Source organism: Pseudomonas sp. SDO5591_S426, from assembly GCF_054070755.1.
On record NZ_JBSVXD010000057.1, the window covers coordinates 14,234 to 31,165 of the forward strand.

Consider the following 16,932-nt stretch of genomic DNA (forward strand, 5'->3'; position numbering starts at 1 on the left):
CCTTAGGGTGTGAAATACAGCCTAGCAGTGAATTTCCGTCTTACTTCTGTCGGTTCGTCCGACATGGGAGTTCACATTTACTGCACTTTCTCGAGCCCCTGAAGTCCCAACCAACACACGCCACTCATCAACAATGCAGGAGAGCCACCATGGCCAACAGCTCGTTACGTAAAGCCTCATTGCAAAGCATGGAAGCGGAGATCGAGAGTCTGCTCAAATCCTTGGAAAACCTGAAGGACGACGCCTCGGACGAGTCGCGTAAAACCCTCAAGGTGCTTAAAGGCAACGCCGAGAACGCGCTGAGACACTCGCGCCATCTGCTCGCCGATGCCTATGAAGAGGTCAAGGTGAAAACCCGGGAAACCGGAATCGCGACCCGGGACTACGCCCAGGAACACCCTTGGACTACAGCCGGTGTTGCCGTTGGTGCGCTGGGCCTGCTGGCGGCTTACCTGTTGTTCAAACGCGGTGACTGATCTGCCTGGCGCAGCTCGTTTTTGAGCCAATGCGCCAGTTGCCGGGCGCGCCCGTCCGCGGCGCGCTTGGGTAACCACAACGCCAAATGCGCCGGGGTTTCGCTGAAACCCCACGGTGCGACCAGGCGACCCGCCTTCAAGTCTTCGGCCACCAGCGGTTCAGGGGCAATCGCCACGCCCAGCCCGGCCACGGCCGCCTCCAGCAAGTAATACAAATGCTCGAAACCCTGTCCGTACTTCAACGCTTTGGCGTCGAGGCCACTTTGTTGCGCCCAGCTGGGCCAGGCTTGCGGGCGCGAGGTGGTGTGCAGCACTGATTCGCTCAGCAGCGCTGTGGCGGGAGCCGACTTGAGCCGTTCATATCCGGCAAACCGTGGACTCATCACCGGGCCGATCCGTTCGCTGGCGAGCTCGAACACCTGCATGTCCGCTGGCCAGGGTGGCTCGGCAAACACCAGCAAGGCGTCCAGGCCTGGACGGCGGGGGTCGAGATCACCTTCGCCAGCCGACAGGTGCAGACGCAAGTCCGGCAAATCAGCGTTCAACCGCCCCAGACGCGGAATGAACCATCGGGCCAGCAAGCTTCCCGAACAGCCGAGTACAAAAGGCGCATCGGCGGTGCTCTGGGTGATTTCAGCGCACACGGTACGCAGGCGCTCGAACGCTTCAGCGCTGGCGTCGCGCAAACGCAGGCCGGCATCTGTGAGTTTAAGGCCGCGACCATCCTTGATGAAAAGACTTACGCCGAGGTGTTCTTCCAGCACTTTCAGCTGACGACTGACTGCGCCGTGAGTGACGTGCAGCTGCTCGGCGGCCTGACTGACACTGTTCAGGCGAGCCGTTGCTTCGAAGGCGCGCAGGGCGTTCAGCGGTGGGAGATCGTGGCTCATGAGATCTGTGAGTTTTCCTGACAGGTTGCGGCGATCTTATCGGTTTTCAGTCTGGTACGTCAGGGGTAGAGTGGACCTCATTGTCACTTCACGCATTCAACTGGAGCGCCCCATGACCCAGACTAATCTGCGCAACGGCCCTGACGCCAACGGCCTGTTTGGCGCGTTCGGCGGCCGTTACGTCGCTGAAACCCTGATGCCGTTGATCCTCGATCTGGCCCGCGAATACGAAGCGGCCAAGGAAGATCCTGCATTCAAAGAAGAATTGGCCTACTTCCAGCGCGACTACGTCGGTCGTCCAAGTCCGCTGTATTTCGCCGAACGCCTGACCGAGTTCTGCGGCGGCGCGAAGATTTATCTCAAGCGTGAAGAGCTGAACCACACCGGCGCGCACAAGATCAACAACTGCATCGGCCAGATCCTGCTGGCGCGGCGCATGGGCAAAAAACGCATCATCGCCGAGACCGGCGCCGGCATGCACGGCGTGGCGACCGCTACCGTTGCGGCACGTTTCGGCCTGGATTGCGTGATCTACATGGGCACCACTGACATCGAGCGTCAGCAGGCCAACGTATTCCGCATGAAGCTGCTGGGCGCTGAAGTGATCCCGGTCGTGGCCGGCACCGGCACCCTGAAGGACGCGATGAACGAAGCCCTGCGGGACTGGGTGACCAACGTCGACAGCACTTTCTATCTGATCGGCACCGTGGCCGGTCCGCACCCTTATCCAGCGATGGTTCGCGACTTCCAGGCCGTCATCGGCAAGGAAACCCGCGACCAGTTGCAAGCCCAGGAAGGCCGCCTGCCGGACAGTCTGGTGGCGTGCATCGGCGGTGGTTCCAACGCAATGGGCCTGTTCCACCCGTTCCTCGACGACAAGAGCGTGGACATCATCGGTGTTGAAGCGGCCGGCTACGGCATCGAAACCGGCAAACACGCGGCCAGCCTGAACGGCGGCGTACCGGGTGTGCTGCACGGCAATCGCACCTTCCTGTTGCAGGACGACGATGGCCAGATCATCGATGCCCACTCGATTTCCGCCGGCCTGGACTACCCGGGTATCGGTCCGGAACACGCCTGGTTGCATGACATCGGCCGCGTACAGTACACCTCGGTGACGGATGACGAGGCACTCGATGCATTCCACAAATGCTGCCGCCTGGAAGGGATCATTCCTGCCCTGGAAAGCGCCCACGCTTTGGCTGAAGTGTTCAAACGCGCACCGAAGCTGCCGAAAGATCACCTGATGGTGGTCAACCTGTCTGGCCGTGGCGACAAAGACATGCAGACCGTGATGCACCACATGGAACAATCGCAGCAGGAGAAACACTGATGAGCCGCCTGCAAACACGTTTTGCCGAACTCAAGGAACAGAACCGCGCCGCCCTGGTGACCTTCGTCACCGCTGGCGACCCGAGCTACGACACCTCGTTGGCGATCCTCAAAGGCTTGCCGGCGGCTGGCGCCGATGTGATCGAGTTGGGCATGCCCTTCACCGATCCAATGGCCGATGGTCCGGCGATCCAACTCGCCAACATCCGCGCGTTGGCTGCCAAGCAGAACCTGGCGAAAACCCTGCAAATGGTTCGCGAGTTCCGCGAAGGCAATACCGAGACGCCACTGGTGCTGATGGGTTACTTCAACCCGATCCACATGTACGGCGTGCCGCGTTTCATTGTTGAAGCCAAAGAGGCCGGTGTTGACGGTCTGATCGTGGTTGACCTGCCACCGGAGCATAACGGTGAGCTGTGCGACCCGGCGCAGGCGGCAGGTTTGGACTTTATCCGCCTGACCACACCGACCACCGATGACGTGCGTTTGCCGACTGTTCTCAATGGCAGCTCCGGGTTCGTGTACTACGTTTCGGTGGCCGGTGTGACCGGTGCTGGCGCAGCGACGCTGGAGCACGTCGAAGAGGCGGTCGCTCGTCTGCGTCGCCATACCGATCTGCCGATCAGCATCGGTTTCGGCATTCGCACACCAGAGCAAGCGGCGAACATCGCGCGTCTGGCCGATGGTGTTGTGGTGGGTTCGGCGTTGATCGATCACATCGCCAATGCGACGACGCCGGAGCAGGCAGTGGACGGCGTACTGAGCCTTTGCTCGGCGTTGTCCGAGGGCGTGCGTAAGGCTCGCGTCAGCTGAAGGTAAAGTTCCTGATACAGAGGAATTAGAGCCTTCCGGCACAGACTAATCAGCAAGACCGAGGGCTTCAGGACTATGTTCTGAAGCCCTTTTTGCTGTTTGTGTTGTGAGGAAATACCTGATGAAAATGCCGAAACGTCTGATTGCCAGCCTGGGTGTGCTGATGCTCAGTGCGACTCCGTTGCTGCACGCCAGCGCCGATCAACGCGACGATCATGACCACGGCGGCCCGCAGCAGGGGCATTACGACAACCACGATAACGATCATCGTGGCGGGCAAGACAACCATCGCGGGGGACCGCCGCCACGGGACTTTGGCCCGGTGCGCCAGACGATTCACGACCACCATGACTATTTCGTCCGTGGCGCGCCGCCGCCTCCAGGCATTCATCTGGAGCGCGGCCGGCCACTGCCTCGCGGCTATTACGGCGAACGCCTGGACAACCGCGCACTGAGTCGGCTTCCGTACTACCCCGGCTACGAATGGCGCCGGGCGGGTGGTGATGTTGTGCTGATCGCCGTAGGAAGCGGGGTGGTTTATGAAATTCTCGAAGGGGTGCTTTGATTAGCGTCTAGGAAAAAGGGTCTCGCGGCGGTTTGCCGCGAGACCCTTTTTTACGGCAGCTCCAGGCCGCCCGCTGCTTTGTGCAGCTTGCGCAGATGTTCGCCGATCTGTTTCACGTTGGCTTCGTTGGCCGCCATCTCGGCTGCGCGCTTCGGCTCAAGCAGTGCTCGAACTTCCTTGTCCAGATCCCCGGTCAGTGCCTGAAGCTGTTTCTGGCGCAGGCTGCTTTCCGATTCCAGGCGTTGCCATTCATTCGGCTGGGGCAAGCCATACCCGCCGCTGCCGAGTAGCTCCGCTGGACGACTGAGGAAGCCGCTGTTATCGAGAATTTGCCTGAGTGTCGCGTTAGCCTTGTCCATTCCACCGTTTTTCAGTTCACGGGCGCCCAGATAACGCTGTTTGACTTCGTCCTGAGCCAGCAATAACTGGCGCCTGAAACTCGCCTGTTCCAGCAGCAGCAGTGCGGCGCTAGTGCGCAAGTCAGCCTGTTCGAACCATTTGCGGCGGTCTTCGGCCTTCAAATCCAGCCAGTCTTCGACGGTTTCCTGTTTGACCGGCAAGTGCTTTTTCAGCACTTCGAACATTGCTTGATAGCGATCGCGGAAGGAGTCGAACCGATAGCCCAGGCGCAGTGCTTCCCGGGGATCGTCCAGCACGCTGGTATCTGCCAGCTCGCGCCCTTTCAGCACTTCAAGGAGGCCGTTGGGCATGATGTTGTCCAGAGCGACCAGTTTTGAATTGTTGGTGCCGCTGCGCAGTAACTTCAGCTCCTCCACCGCGCAGTTGTTGGACAGGAAGAAGTAGTTGCCGTCGTAGCTCCAGTGCATCTCGGCGGCACGCTCCACCACGCCTTCAATCTCGCTGCGCGACAGATTAAGTGGCACCGAAGCGAGGCTGCGCAATTCAGTCTTGGTGTATTCGTCGATCACTTGGGCCAACGGCAACACAAACAGGCGCGACGGGTATTTGCCCACCAATCCATCCCAGCTCGATAGCTGCACATCGCCGACGAAGGCGCGGTAGGACAGCACCAGGTGCTGATCCAGGTCCAGGCGACAGTCCGGACCGCGTGGTCTACCCGGCTTGCAGATCACCAGCCGCAACATGCTGTGGCCCCAACGGCTGACCCAGTTCTGGTTGGCCTCGGCCAGCAGGTAATCGACGGCATACACCCGCTCTGGATCGACCTGGCCCAATGGTGTCTTGGCGAAGTCGTTGCCAGCATTGAGGAAGGCGAAGGTTTTGCCGCAGGCGTCTTTGGCGGCGGGTGCCCAGCCGAAGTGTTCTTTGTAGTAGCGGTATAGGGCAGGACGACGGCAGGCGTAACTCGGGTCGAGGAGGAAATACTCCATGTTGACCGCGACAAACTCCTTCGGGCTGCTGGTTTCGTAGATGTCCGGGCTGCGCGCGATCTGACGGTTGTGCTGCTCGCGTTCGCCGCGACGGCCAACGTATTGCTGCCAACCGGCGAGGTCGAGCAGGCGCGGGTCATCGCTTAGGGTGAAACGGCGGCCGGACTGGCCGCGACACTGATCGGGTATGCCAACCAGACCCGAGCTGCTGTCCTGACGGCTGCAACGCTGGATCAGTGTGCGCTCCGCCTGCGTCCACAGGCGCGAGCGGTCGTAGATGTGGGTCAGTTCGTGCAACACCGTCGCGAGCATTTCCCGGCGCACGGTGCCATGGGGACGGTAGGTTTTCTTGGTTGCGGCGCTACCGTCGGTGAGGCTGGCCAGCAGCTTGCGATTCAAATCGAGCTCGGACACCAGCGACGCCTGACCGTAGGCGTTAGCGGGCATGTCATCGGTCCAGCCGACGTCGATGCGTCGGTCCAGTTGCTCGATGAAACGCGGTGGCAGCGCCTGCATGGCTTCATCGAGCAAGGCCTGGCTGGCTTGCTGCTGTGCAGGACTCAGACCGTCAGTCTTGAGGCGTAATTCCAGGCCGGCGTTGGCGCTGGTGCCGAACAGCAACAGCGCCCCGGCCAACAGCCAGGCTGTTGGCCGCCTCACAGTGCGAGGATGGCTTCAGCTAGATCCTGGTCACTGGCATCGCGAGCTTCTGGCACTCGGGTGCGCAACAAATCGAACGCGGATTCCAGATGTGCACCACGAATATCGCCGTTGCTGGCGACGAAACTGGCGGCATCGTCCTGGGCTTCGCGAACGATTTTCGAGTCGCGAATCGACGTCGTGGTATCAGACGTGAAATCGAGTGTGCGCTGGGTCGCGCGGATAAGAATGTTGCTGGTGGCAACCAGGGTTTGGGCCTGGGCCACGTCAGCCAACAACAACAGGCCTAGGGTGGCGACAATCAGCGGGTTACGCATGGAACGACTCCGGGGAAACAGGGAATAACTATTGGACGAGAATTGCCTGTGCCAGTTCAAGGTCGCTGACATGAAGTTTTGGCTCGGTCTGACGCAGATAACGCAGGGCCGACTCCAGTTGTGCGCCTCTCAGTTGGCCGTCAGTGGCGATGAATGCTGCGGCATCATCCCGGGCGGCGAGCAGCAGTTTATGATCGAAGGGCGCAGAGGTCACCATGCTCGTGGCGTAACCGCTGGCCACGGTGCCCTGGGTCGACAGGTTGAAGGCGTCAAAGGCATGCGCCGAACCCGAATAGCTGGCCGCAAGAAAGATTGAAGTGGCGAACAGATTTGAAAGAAAACGCATGAGACTCGACAGTTGAACGTGAGTCCCAAGGCTAGCGCAACGCCCGGTCTAGAGCCAGCGCTGAAACATTGGGACACGCTGGGCGTGTCCCACGTCAGTACGTCGCTTAGATCGTCAGGATCGCTTGAGCCAGTTGTGCATCGGTTGCGTTCAGCTGTGGCGACTGATGACGAATGTGGTCGAGCGCGCTTTCCAGTTTTACGCCACGAATGGCGCCTTCGCTGGCGACGAAACTGGCGGCGTCGTCACGGGCGGCGAGCACGATCTTGTCATCTTTAAACGAAGACGTGACGTCGGAGGTCGCATCGGAGGTGGCTTTGAGTGCACCGACGACGGCATCGGTGGTCACGATGAAGCTGGTGGCGTGGGCATTGGCAGCCACGGCAAGCAGGGCAGCAGCGCTGAGCAGACGAAGACGGGACATGGTGTAACTCCTTTGGGTAAGCCGATTGAAAAGTGGCGCAGTGTCTGATGAGTCAGACGTCAGGGGGTGTTTGTTCGCCACAGTCTGAATTGATAGTAGGCCTCTGGGAGACGCCGCGACAATCTGATCGTGTTGATCTGGCCCAGTGCCCAGGTCAGATAAAGTCTATCGGTTTAACTGTGCAGGTGTAATTCAGTTTTATTGAAACTGTACTGCTTTTGATTTTTCACTCGCTAAAACGACAAAACCCGCCGTGGTTTCCCACGACGGGTTTTGCTTGTTCAATTCGGGTTGCTGGCGGTGGACCCTATAGGTCAGAGCCAGCGACGCTAACTTAGCGCCAGAACGGCTTGCTCAGCTCTTCGTAGCGTTGTGCTTCGCTAATCCCGGCATCAGCCAGCAGACGCGAATCCAGGCGAGCCAGTTGGTGGCGGCTGGAGATGCGGCGCTGCCACAGCATCAGGTTGGCGATAACGCGCAGAGGCATGGAAGCCTGGGTTTTTGCAGCAGTGTCTTGAAAGAACAGATCGGAACTGAGTGTACGTTCCATGGTGGGTCATCCTTCCGCTTGTGGCGGGATTAGGTAGTGGTTTAACTGGTGCCCATGATCCTCTCGTTTGCCTAGTCTCTGTAGATACAGTTCATCTGTATTGTGAGAGCTCAGTTAACTGTTTATAGGCGGTGTACTGGTCGAAATTGAGGCAACTGTACCTGTCTGCTCGCTTATGGTGCGTTTTTAATGATTTGAAGGGTGGTCGTAGGGAAAAGCCGTAGGAAATGACCAGTACAGCAGTACAGTTTTTGGAATGAAATGGCTTGGCAACGGCAAGCTGACGAAAATGTGTTTGCGTCAGCTGCCATCTGTACCAATCACACGGCAAGCATTCGCCCGGTTGCTTCCAGGTTCATGTGCCAACTGAGGGCATCACGCAGGATGTGAGGCGTGTGTCCGCCGAGTGCGCAAGCGGCAGTGAAGTAGTCGTTGAGGGCTTGGCGATAATCCGGGTGCACACAGTTATCGATGATGACGCGTGCGCGTTCCCGAGGCGCCAGGCCGCGCAGGTCGGCCAGACCGACTTCAGTGACGAGGATGTCGACGTCATGCTCGGTGTGGTCAACATGGCTGACCATCGGCACTACGCTGGAAATCGCGCCACCCTTGGCGATCGACTTGGTTACGAATACCGCCAGATGTGCGTTGCGCGCGAAGTCACCGGAACCGCCAATGCCGTTCATCATCCGCGTGCCACACACGTGGGTGGAGTTGACGTTGCCATAAATGTCGAACTCGAGCGCCGTGTTGATGCCGATGATGCCGAGGCGACGTACCACTTCAGGGTGGTTGGAAATCTCCTGCGGGCGCAGGACCAGCTTGTCCTTGTAGCGTTCCAGGTTGCCGAACACGTCGGCGTTACGGCGGCTCGACAGCGTGATCGAGCTGCCCGAGGCAAAGCTCAATTTACCGGCGTCGATCAGATCGAAGGTCGAGTCCTGAAGTACTTCGGAATACATCGTCAGGTCTTCGAACGGCGAATCGATCAGGCCGCACATCACCGAGTTGGCGATCGTACCGATCCCGGCCTGCAGCGGACCGAGCTTGTTGGTCATGCGCCCGGCATCCACTTCCTGTTTGAAGAAGCCGATCAGGTGGTCGGCAATGGCCTGAGTATCAACGTCCGGGGGCAGCACGGTGGATGGCGAGTCGGATTGATTGGTGATCACGATCGCGACGATTTTTTCCGGTGGAATCGGGATGGCCGTGCTGCCAATGCGATCGTCGACCTTGACCAGTGGAATCGGCGTGCGGGTCGGGCGATAGGTCGGAATATAGATGTCGTGCAGGCCTTCGAGATTCGGGTTGTGCGCGAGGTTGATCTCAACGATCACCTGTTTGGCAAAAATCGCGAAGCTGGCCGAGTTGCCCACGGAAGTGGTCGGCACGATATGGCCTTGTTCGGTGATGGCTACCGCTTCGATCACCGCAATGTCCGGCAGCTTCAGTTGTTGGTTGCGCAGCTGCTCGACGGTTTCCGAGAGGTGCTGGTCGATGAACATCACTTCACCGGCGTTGATCGCCTTGCGCAAAGTGCTATCCACCTGGAATGGCATGCGTCGTGACAGGACACCCGCTTCGGTGAGCTGCTTGTCGAGGTCGTTGCCCAGGCTGGCACCGGTCATCAGGCTGATTTTCAGCGGAGTGACCTTGGCCCGTTCGGCCAGTGCGTGGGGTACGGCCTTGGCTTCGCCAGCGCGGGTGAAGCCGCTCATGCCGACGGTCATGCCGTCTTCAATCAGAGCGGCAGCCTCGGTGGCGCTCATCACTTTATCCAACAACGAAGGCAGGCGAATACGGTCACGGTACATGGATTGTTATCTCGAGCAACGGGTAGCAGGATGCGCAGTCTAGTGAATTTCACTGGCCTGTGTCCCGCTACCAAGGTCGCAAACGAGGCGTCTATTCCGCGGCTTTCAAGCAAAACACCGTTACCGGATCGGTAATAAAGGCGCTGATTACCTGACGTTTCGCGCAAACAAAAACGCCCCGACGAGTCGGGGCGTTCCAGTGTTGCGAAGATCTTTACTCGACGGCTTTGACCATGTCTTCGATGACTTTCTTGGCGTCACCGAACACCATCATGGTTTTGTCCAGGTAGAACAGTTCGTTGTCCAGACCGGCATAGCCGCTGGCCATCGAGCGCTTGTTGACGATGATGGTCTTGGCCTTGAACGCTTCGAGAATCGGCATGCCGGCAATCGGCGATTTCGGATCGTTCTTCGCGGCCGGGTTGACCACGTCGTTGGCGCCCAACACCAGCACCACGTCGGCCTGGCCGAACTCGGAGTTGATGTCGTCCATCTCGAACACCTGGTCGTAAGGCACTTCGGCCTCGGCCAGCAGTACGTTCATGTGGCCCGGCATCCGGCCGGCGACCGGGTGAATCGCGTACTTCACGGTGATGCCGCGATGGGTCAGTTTCTCGGTCAGTTCCTTCAACGCGTGCTGTGCCCGTGCAACCGCCAGGCCGTAGCCCGGAACGATGATCACGGAGTCGGCGTTGGTCAGCAGGAAGGTCGCGTCGTCAGCCGAACCGGACTTCACCGGACGTGCTTCTTTCGAACCTGCCGGGCCGGCATCAGCCGTGTTGCCGAAACCACCGAGCAAAACGTTGAAGAACGAACGGTTCATCGCCTTGCACATGATGTACGACAGAATCGCACCGGACGAACCCACCAGGGAGCCGGCAATGATCAGCATCGAGTTGTTCAGCGAGAAGCCGATACCTGCCGCAGCCCAGCCCGAGTAGCTGTTGAGCATCGACACCACGACCGGCATGTCGGCGCCACCAATCGGGATGATGATCAGCACGCCCATGATGAACGCCAGGGCCAGCATCAGCGCGAACGCCGTCAGGCTGCCGGTCAACATGAAGGTCACGCCGAGGGCCAGCGTCGCGAGGCCCAACAGCAGGTTGAGCTTGTGTTGGCCGCCGAACTGTACCGGTGCGCCCTGGAACAGGCGGAACTTGTACTTGCCCGACAGCTTGCCGAAGGCAATGACCGAACCGGAGAAGGTGATCGCACCAATGGCCGCGCCGAGGAACAGCTCCAGGCGGTTGCCCGCTGGAATCGAGTCGCCCAGTTGCTTGACGATGCCTAGCGATTGCGGCTCAACGACCGCAGCGATGGCAATGAACACCGCGGCCATACCGATCATGCTGTGCATGAAGGCGACCAGTTCCGGCATCTTGGTCATTTCAACGCGCTTGGCCATGATCGAACCGGCGGTGCCGCCGACCAGCAGGCCGACAATCACGTAGCCGATGCCGGCGGTGGCCAGCTCAGCGCCCAGCTTATAGATGAGGCCGATGGTGGTGATGATCGCCAGAGCCATGCCGAGCATGCCGAACAGGTTGCCGCGGCGCGAAGTTGTTGGGTGCGACAGGCCTTTGAGGGCCTGGATGAAGCAGATCGACGCGATCAGATAGAGCGTCGTGACAAGATTCATGCTCATTACTTCGGCGCCTCTTCTTTTACGGCTTTCGGGGCTTTTTTCTTGAACATCTCAAGCATGCGGCGGGTGACCAGGAAGCCACCGAACACGTTGACCGCCGCCAGTGCAACCGCCAGGGTGCCCATGGTTTTGCCCAGTGGCGTAACGGTTAGAGCCGCAGCGAGCATGGCGCCGACGATCACGATCGCCGAGATTGCGTTGGTCACCGCCATCAGTGGGGTATGCAGCGCAGGTGTAACGTTCCAGACCACGTGATAACCGACATAGATCGCCAGCACGAAGATGATCAGGTTGTAGATACCGGGGGAGATAAGCTCTTCCATCGTCTGAATCCCTGCTTAGGCGTTTTTGCGGATGACTTGGCCGTCGCGGCACATCAGGCACGCGGCGACGATATCGTCTTCGAGGTTGATCTCGAACTGGCCTTCCTTGGTGAAGACCAGTTTCAGGAAGTCCAGCAGGTTGCGGGCGTACAGCGCCGAAGCGTCAGCGGCCACCGCGCCGGCCAGGTTGGTCGGGCCGACAATGGTCACGCCATTTTCGACGACCACTTGGTCCGCCACGGTCAGCGGGCAGTTGCCGCCCTGGGCTGCTGCGAGGTCGATGACCACCGAGCCTGGCTTCATCTGCGCCACGGTTTCCGCGCTCAACAGCGTCGGTGCCTTGCGGCCCGGAATCAGCGCGGTGGTGATGACGATGTCGGCCTGTTTGGCGCGTTCGTGTACGGCTGCGGCCTGGCGCTGCATCCAGCTGGCCGGCATCGGCCGCGCGTAACCACCAACACCGACGGCGCATTCACGCTCTTCATCGGTCTCGTACGGCACGTCGACGAACTTGGCGCCGAGGGATTCGATCTGCTCTTTAACCGCAGGACGCACGTCAGACGCTTCGATCACTGCACCCAAGCGTTTCGCCGTGGCAATCGCCTGCAACCCTGCAACGCCGGCGCCGAGAATCAACACGCGCGCCGCTTTCACGGTGCCCGCAGCCGTCATCAGCATCGGCATGAAGCGCGGATAGTAGTGGGCGGCCAGCAACACGGCTTTATAGCCGGCGATGTTGGCTTGCGAGGACAGCACATCCAGGCTCTGGGCGCGGGAGGTACGTGGCGCGGCTTCCAGCGCAAATGCGGTAATGCCGCACTCGGCCAGTTTGGCGATGGTCTCATTGCTGAACGGGTTGAGCATGCCCACCACAACGGTGCTGCTCTTGATCAGAGTCAGCTCGCTGTCGCTGGGAGCGACCACTTTCAGAATCAGCTCGGCACCAAACGCATCGCTGGCGCTGCCAATGCTTGCACCTGCCGCTTCATAAGCACTGTCGACAACACTGGCATTAATGCCGGCGCCGCTTTGAACAGTGACCTTATGACCCTGGCCGATCAGCTTCTTAATGGTTTCCGGGGTTGCAGCAACCCGTGTTTCACCGGTCTGGGTTTCGAGAGGAACACCAATGTGCACGTCAAATCTCCTGCGTGATCTTATTGAGTAAACCCATGCACTACGGATGGTGCGGCTGGGGCGGCCGATCAGCACGATCCCGCTAAATCAGGGCGGGGCGCGGCATTTTGCAGGCGAACTTTGTGCCCTTCAAGGGATTATGACGGGTGACGGAAAATTAACTACAAGTCACCCCGTGACCGAATGTCGCAACCACCGGGCTCAATCCCTTGCAAGCCGTACCTTTCAAGGATTCTGGCCGAAATTCAAGAATTTACACATCGGCCATATGAATGATGCGCCATTGCTCCTAAATAGAGGCTCAAAGCCACGTGTTCAGGCGCTTGTGGGACGTTTGTTCGACTTTCAAATACAGCTTGCTGTTTTGCGACAAATACTTATATCTGTAGGGTTTTGTTTTTATTGACTACGGGGTCAGCTAACGCCGAAAAGCCTTTATTCTTCTGTGCTGTAGCTGTGTGCCTGGTTCACCAACCAATCTCGAAAAGCCCTTAAAGACGCAGATTCGACCTTTCGCTCAGGAATCATCAGGTAATACGCCTTGATGCTGGAGAGTGCCTGAGGGTTGGCAATCACCAAGCGTTTCTCGGCCAGTTCGCGTTGAATCAGAAATGGTGGAATCAAGGCGATGCCCATATCGTGCATGGCTGCTTGGGCCAGCATGGAGAATAGCTCGTAGCGTGGGCCTGTCATGTCGCGAGGCACATTCAGGTGCTGGGAATCGAACCATTGGCGCCAGGCGTAGGGGCGAGTGGTTTGTTGAAGGAGGGGCAGTTCGGCGATTTCACTGGCTGTAAGAAGGGTCTTCTTTCCGAGTAGGTTTGGGCTGCACACAGGCAGAGGATGTTCACCCATCAGACGGTGGGATTCTGTACCCGACCAGTCCGCATCACCGAAGTAAATCGCGGCGTCAAAGTCGGTATCGGCAAACAGGAACGGACGCGTCCGGTTCGTCAGGTTGACCGTCACCTCAGGGTGCTTTTGCTGGAAATCCTTAAGTCGTGGGAGCAGCCACTGGGTGCCGAAAGTCGGAACCACCGCCAGTTCGATCACATTGGCACCTTGCTGGCCCATCACCGACAGGGTGTCCCGCTCGACCGCGTCAAGTTGTGTGGCGACCCGGCGGCTGTAGGAAAGGCCGGCTTCTGTCAGCTTCACTCCGCGCCGCGAGCGTCGGAACAATTCCACGCCGAGGAACTCCTCAAGAGTGGCGATCTGTCGGCAAATTGCTCCTTGGGTCAGCGAAAGCTCCTGCGCTGCCTTGGTAAAACTCTCATGGCGAGCAGCTGCCTCGAAGCTGATCAGGGCGGTTGTGCTGGGTATCTTTCTGCGCATGTACGTCTACCTCACTAATACATCGCATTAAATGCGTTTCGCGACGTTTCGGAGTGAGAAATTAGCACAACAGTATGCGAAATCCTCGTTTGCCGAGACGCAGAACCCGGCCTAGGATCAGTCCACGTTATTTGACCTGTTTCGAGAGGACACACTCATGGCCGGTAAAGCTAGCTTCAACTGGATCGATCCTTTGCTGCTGGATCAACAGCTCACCGAAGAAGAGCGCATGATTCGCGACACCGCTGCGCAGTTCGCTCAGCAGAGTCTGGCGCCGCGTGTGCTCGAAGCGTTCCGTCATGAGAAAACCGATCCGGCGATCTTCCGCGAGATGGGTGAAGTCGGCCTCTTGGGCGCAACCATCCCCGAGCAGTACGGCGGCAGCGGTCTGAACTACGTCAGCTACGGCCTGATTGCGCGTGAAGTCGAGCGTGTCGACTCCGGCTATCGTTCGATGATGAGCGTGCAGTCTTCGCTGGTAATGGTGCCGATCAATGAGTTCGGTACTGAAGCGCAGAAGCAGAAGTACCTGCCGAAACTGGCCTCGGGTGAATGGATCGGCTGCTTCGGCCTGACCGAGCCTAACCACGGTTCCGACCCGGGTGCGATGATTACTCGTGCACGCAAAGTCGAAGGCGGCTACAGCCTCACCGGCAGCAAGATGTGGATCACCAACAGCCCGATTGCCGACGTGTTCGTGGTCTGGGGCAAGGACGACGCGGGCGACATCCGTGGTTTCGTTCTCGAGAAGGGCTGGAAAGGCCTGAGCGCTCCGGCGATTCACGGCAAGGTTGGCCTGCGTGCGTCGATCACCGGCGAGATCGTCATGGACAACGTATTCGTGCCGGAAGAGAACATCTTCCCGGATGTGCGTGGCTTGAAAGGTCCTTTCACTTGCCTCAACTCGGCACGTTACGGCATTTCCTGGGGCGCACTGGGTGCTGCCGAGTTCTGCTGGCACACCGCTCGCCAATACACTCTGGATCGTCAGCAATTCGGTCGCCCATTGGCGGCTACTCAGCTGATCCAGAAGAAGCTGGCGGACATGCAGACCGAAATCACCATGGCGCTGCAAGGCTGCCTTCGTCTGGGTCGCATGAAGGACGAAGGGACTGCCGCGGTGGAAATCACTTCGATGATGAAGCGCAACTCCTGCGGCAAGTCCCTGGACATCGCTCGCATGGCTCGTGACATGTTGGGCGGCAACGGTATTTCGGATGAGTTTGGTGTTGCCCGGCACCTGGTCAACCTGGAAGTGGTGAATACCTATGAAGGTACGCACGACGTCCACGCGCTGATCCTCGGTCGTGCGCAGACCGGCATCCAGGCGTTCTATTAATAGGAGAACGTCCATGGGCGCGCTTTCGCATCTGCGGGTACTGGATTTATCGCGAGTATTGGCCGGGCCGTGGGCCGGGCAGATTCTTGCGGACCTTGGCGCTGAGGTGATCAAGGTCGAGCGCCCGGGCAATGGCGATGACACGCGCGCCTGGGGGCCACCCTTCCTTAAAGACGCCTATGGCGAGAACACCAGCGAGGCCGCCTATTACTTGTCGGCCAATCGCAACAAGCAATCGGTCACCATCGACTTCACGCGCCCGGAGGGGCAGAAGCTGGTGCGTGATCTGGCGGCCAAGTCGGACATTCTGATCGAGAACTTCAAGGTTGGTGGTCTGGCGGCGTATGGGCTGGACTACGAAACACTGAAGGCGATCAACCCGGATCTGATCTATTGCTCGATCACCGGATTTGGCCAGACCGGTCCGTATGCCAAGCGTGCCGGTTATGACTTCATGATCCAGGGTTTGGGTGGTCTCATGAGTCTGACGGGGCGACCTGACGGGGATGAGGGCGCAGGGCCGGTGAAGGTCGGTGTTGCGCTGACCGACATTTTGACCGGGCTCTACTCGACCGTGGCGATCCTTGCCGCGCTCGCGCATCGGGATCATGACGGTGGTGGGCAGCATATCGATATGGCGCTGCTGGATGTGCAGGTGGCATGCCTGGCCAACCAGGCGATGAACTACCTGACGACGGGCAATGCTCCGAAACGCTTGGGCAATGCTCATCCGAACATCGTGCCTTATCAGGATTTTCCTACGGCGGATGGCGACTTCATTCTTACCGTGGGTAATGACGGGCAGTTCCGCAAGTTTGCGGAAGTGGCCGGGCAGCCTCAGTGGGCAGATGATCCGCGCTTTGCGACCAACAAGTTGCGGGTGGCCAATCGGGCTGTGCTGATTCCGCTGATCCGTCAGGCGACGGTGTTCAAGACCACGGCTGAATGGGTGGCGCAGTTGGAGCAGGCTGGTGTGCCGTGCGGGCCTATCAATGATCTGGCGCAGATGTTTGCCGATCCTCAGGTCAAGGCGCGCGAGTTGGCGATCGAGTTGCCCCATGCGCTGGCCGGGATGGTGCCTCAGGTGGCGAGTCCTATTCGCTTGTCAGAGACGCCGGTGGAGTATCGTCATGCGCCTCCTTTATTAGGTGAGCATACGCTGGAGATTTTGCAGCGGGTGTTGGGGTTGGATGCTGGTGCAGTGGCGGCTTTCAAAGAGGCGGGCGTACTCTGAAGGCTTCTTCTATATAGAGGGAGTGGTTTTGCTGTCTGATTTCTTGCCTTCTGTAAGTTATTGATAGAAAACCAAAATCAGTGCTTGACGGCAGATCTCAGGTGTCTATAATTCGCCCCACTTCCGGCGCAGTCGAAACGGAAAACTCCTTGCTAAACAACGAGTTACGCTGGTTTCGGCAGCAGGTTGCTTCAGGTCATCGAAGCCAAAAGGAAGTTGAAAAAGAGGTGTTGACAGCAGCGTGTAACGCTGTAGAATTCGCCTCCCGCTGATGAGAGATCTGAAGCGCAAGTGGTTGAAGTTGTTAAGGATTCCTTGAAAACTTCTGAAAATAATCACTTGACAGCAAATGAGGCTGCTGTAGAATGCGCGCCTCG

At 58.9% G+C, this 16,932-nt stretch carries 18 protein-coding genes; 6 read left to right on the top strand and 12 right to left on the bottom strand.

What is annotated here, in order from left to right:
• The first annotated feature begins 149 nt into the window (after nt 1-149).
• A complete protein-coding gene (locus ACW9JC_RS13835) occupies nt 150-476 on the top strand; it encodes a DUF883 family protein (RefSeq protein WP_416128692.1) in 327 nt (108 codons plus the stop codon).
• On the opposite strand, the gene ACW9JC_RS13840 is transcribed toward ACW9JC_RS13835, so the two are convergent.
• The gene (locus tag ACW9JC_RS13840; RefSeq protein ID WP_457455407.1) at nt 449-1,366 is read right to left on the bottom strand and encodes a LysR family transcriptional regulator; all 918 of its coding nucleotides are present in this window, start codon (nt 1,364-1,366) and stop codon (nt 449-451) included. The two genes, ACW9JC_RS13835 and ACW9JC_RS13840, sit on opposite strands and share 28 nt — an antisense overlap.
• A gap of 112 nt (nt 1,367-1,478) precedes the next feature.
• Here ACW9JC_RS13840 and trpB point away from each other — a divergent pair, with 112 nt between their 5' ends.
• From trpB to ACW9JC_RS13855, 3 genes are all read left to right on the top strand, one after another.
• On the top strand, nt 1,479-2,699 hold the full coding sequence (gene trpB, locus ACW9JC_RS13845; RefSeq protein WP_457455409.1) for a tryptophan synthase subunit beta: 1,221 nt from the start codon (nt 1,479-1,481) through the stop codon (nt 2,697-2,699).
• On the top strand, nt 2,699-3,511 hold the full coding sequence (gene trpA, locus ACW9JC_RS13850) for a tryptophan synthase subunit alpha (RefSeq protein WP_457455411.1): 813 nt from the start codon (nt 2,699-2,701) through the stop codon (nt 3,509-3,511). The genes trpB and trpA overlap by 1 nt, the downstream gene beginning before the upstream one ends.
• A gap of 121 nt (nt 3,512-3,632) precedes the next feature.
• Nucleotides 3,633-4,076: an anti-virulence regulator CigR family protein gene (locus tag ACW9JC_RS13855; RefSeq protein WP_416128688.1), complete on the top strand. Its 444-nt coding sequence runs from the start codon at nt 3,633-3,635 to the stop codon at nt 4,074-4,076.
• A gap of 50 nt (nt 4,077-4,126) precedes the next feature.
• Here the strand turns inward: ACW9JC_RS13855 and ACW9JC_RS13860 are convergent, their stop codons facing one another.
• From ACW9JC_RS13860 to ACW9JC_RS13905, 10 genes are all read right to left on the bottom strand, one after another.
• Complete coding sequence (locus ACW9JC_RS13860; protein WP_457455413.1) at nt 4,127-6,088, bottom strand: DUF7844 domain-containing protein; 1,962 nt, start codon at nt 6,086-6,088, stop codon at nt 4,127-4,129.
• A complete protein-coding gene (locus tag ACW9JC_RS13865) occupies nt 6,085-6,405 on the bottom strand; it encodes a DUF2388 domain-containing protein (RefSeq protein WP_338584072.1) in 321 nt (106 codons plus the stop codon). Before ACW9JC_RS13865 ends, ACW9JC_RS13860 begins: the two co-directional genes overlap by 4 nt.
• Nucleotides 6,406-6,433: 28 nt before the next feature.
• Complete coding sequence (locus tag ACW9JC_RS13870; protein ID WP_457455415.1) at nt 6,434-6,751, bottom strand: DUF2388 domain-containing protein; 318 nt, start codon at nt 6,749-6,751, stop codon at nt 6,434-6,436.
• A 106-nt stretch (nt 6,752-6,857) separates the two neighbouring features.
• A complete protein-coding gene (locus ACW9JC_RS13875) occupies nt 6,858-7,175 on the bottom strand; it encodes a DUF2388 domain-containing protein (RefSeq protein WP_338584074.1) in 318 nt (105 codons plus the stop codon).
• A 334-nt stretch (nt 7,176-7,509) separates the two neighbouring features.
• Nucleotides 7,510-7,725 carry a DUF1127 domain-containing protein gene (locus ACW9JC_RS13880; RefSeq protein WP_077047090.1) on the bottom strand — a complete coding sequence of 72 codons (216 nt, stop codon included), beginning with the start codon at nt 7,723-7,725 and terminating at the stop codon, nt 7,510-7,512.
• A 320-nt stretch (nt 7,726-8,045) separates the two neighbouring features.
• On the bottom strand, nt 8,046-9,539 hold the full coding sequence (locus tag ACW9JC_RS13885; protein ID WP_457455418.1) for an acetyl-CoA hydrolase/transferase family protein: 1,494 nt from the start codon (nt 9,537-9,539) through the stop codon (nt 8,046-8,048).
• Between the two features lie 214 nt (nt 9,540-9,753).
• Nucleotides 9,754-11,187, bottom strand: coding sequence for an NAD(P)(+) transhydrogenase (Re/Si-specific) subunit beta (locus ACW9JC_RS13890; RefSeq protein WP_448105864.1), 1,434 nt, complete (start codon nt 11,185-11,187; stop codon nt 9,754-9,756).
• On the bottom strand, nt 11,187-11,510 hold the full coding sequence (locus ACW9JC_RS13895; RefSeq protein WP_003187010.1) for an NAD(P) transhydrogenase subunit alpha: 324 nt from the start codon (nt 11,508-11,510) through the stop codon (nt 11,187-11,189). Before ACW9JC_RS13895 ends, ACW9JC_RS13890 begins: the two co-directional genes overlap by 1 nt.
• Before the next feature lie 15 nt (nt 11,511-11,525).
• Nucleotides 11,526-12,647, bottom strand: a complete 1,122-nt coding sequence (locus tag ACW9JC_RS13900) for a Re/Si-specific NAD(P)(+) transhydrogenase subunit alpha (RefSeq protein ID WP_457455421.1) — start codon at nt 12,645-12,647, stop codon at nt 11,526-11,528.
• Nucleotides 12,648-13,082: 435 nt separating this feature from the next.
• Nucleotides 13,083-13,982: a LysR family transcriptional regulator gene (locus tag ACW9JC_RS13905; RefSeq protein WP_457455423.1), complete on the bottom strand. Its 900-nt coding sequence runs from the start codon at nt 13,980-13,982 to the stop codon at nt 13,083-13,085.
• Between the two features lie 157 nt (nt 13,983-14,139).
• On the opposite strand from ACW9JC_RS13905, the gene ACW9JC_RS13910 reads away from it, so the two are divergent.
• Together ACW9JC_RS13910 and ACW9JC_RS13915 are read left to right on the top strand one after the other, a co-directional pair.
• Nucleotides 14,140-15,321 (top strand): acyl-CoA dehydrogenase, encoded by a 1,182-nt coding sequence (locus ACW9JC_RS13910; RefSeq protein WP_338584080.1) that lies wholly within the window; start codon nt 14,140-14,142, stop codon nt 15,319-15,321.
• A 13-nt stretch (nt 15,322-15,334) separates the two neighbouring features.
• A complete protein-coding gene (locus ACW9JC_RS13915) occupies nt 15,335-16,555 on the top strand; it encodes a CaiB/BaiF CoA transferase family protein (RefSeq protein ID WP_457455425.1) in 1,221 nt (406 codons plus the stop codon).
• Nucleotides 16,556-16,660: 105 nt separating this feature from the next.
• Here the strand turns inward: ACW9JC_RS13915 and ACW9JC_RS13920 are convergent.
• On the bottom strand, nt 16,661-16,932 hold a 272-nt coding region (locus ACW9JC_RS13920; RefSeq protein WP_457455427.1), incomplete at its 5' end, for a hypothetical protein.

Coding starts and splice junctions, on each gene's coding strand:
- ACW9JC_RS13835 (WP_416128692.1), top strand. CDS start 150: ATGGCCAACAGCTCGTTACGTAAAGCCTCATTGCAAAGCATGGAAGCG.
- ACW9JC_RS13880 (WP_077047090.1), bottom strand. CDS start 7,725: ATGGAACGTACACTCAGTTCCGATCTGTTCTTTCAAGACACTGCTGCA.
- ACW9JC_RS13890 (WP_448105864.1), bottom strand. CDS start 11,187: ATGAGCATGAATCTTGTCACGACGCTCTATCTGATCGCGTCGATCTGC.
- ACW9JC_RS13840 (WP_457455407.1), bottom strand. CDS start 1,366: ATGAGCCACGATCTCCCACCGCTGAACGCCCTGCGCGCCTTCGAAGCA.
- ACW9JC_RS13875 (WP_338584074.1), bottom strand. CDS start 7,175: ATGTCCCGTCTTCGTCTGCTCAGCGCTGCTGCCCTGCTTGCCGTGGCT.
- ACW9JC_RS13910 (WP_338584080.1), top strand. CDS start 14,140: ATGGCCGGTAAAGCTAGCTTCAACTGGATCGATCCTTTGCTGCTGGAT.
- ACW9JC_RS13865 (WP_338584072.1), bottom strand. CDS start 6,405: ATGCGTAACCCGCTGATTGTCGCCACCCTAGGCCTGTTGTTGTTGGCT.
- ACW9JC_RS13885 (WP_457455418.1), bottom strand. CDS start 9,539: ATGTACCGTGACCGTATTCGCCTGCCTTCGTTGTTGGATAAAGTGATG.
- ACW9JC_RS13915 (WP_457455425.1), top strand. CDS start 15,335: ATGGGCGCGCTTTCGCATCTGCGGGTACTGGATTTATCGCGAGTATTG.
- trpA (WP_457455411.1), top strand. CDS start 2,699: ATGAGCCGCCTGCAAACACGTTTTGCCGAACTCAAGGAACAGAACCGC.
- ACW9JC_RS13905 (WP_457455423.1), bottom strand. CDS start 13,982: ATGCGCAGAAAGATACCCAGCACAACCGCCCTGATCAGCTTCGAGGCA.
- ACW9JC_RS13870 (WP_457455415.1), bottom strand. CDS start 6,751: ATGCGTTTTCTTTCAAATCTGTTCGCCACTTCAATCTTTCTTGCGGCC.
- trpB (WP_457455409.1), top strand. CDS start 1,479: ATGACCCAGACTAATCTGCGCAACGGCCCTGACGCCAACGGCCTGTTT.
- ACW9JC_RS13855 (WP_416128688.1), top strand. CDS start 3,633: ATGAAAATGCCGAAACGTCTGATTGCCAGCCTGGGTGTGCTGATGCTC.
- ACW9JC_RS13895 (WP_003187010.1), bottom strand. CDS start 11,510: ATGGAAGAGCTTATCTCCCCCGGTATCTACAACCTGATCATCTTCGTG.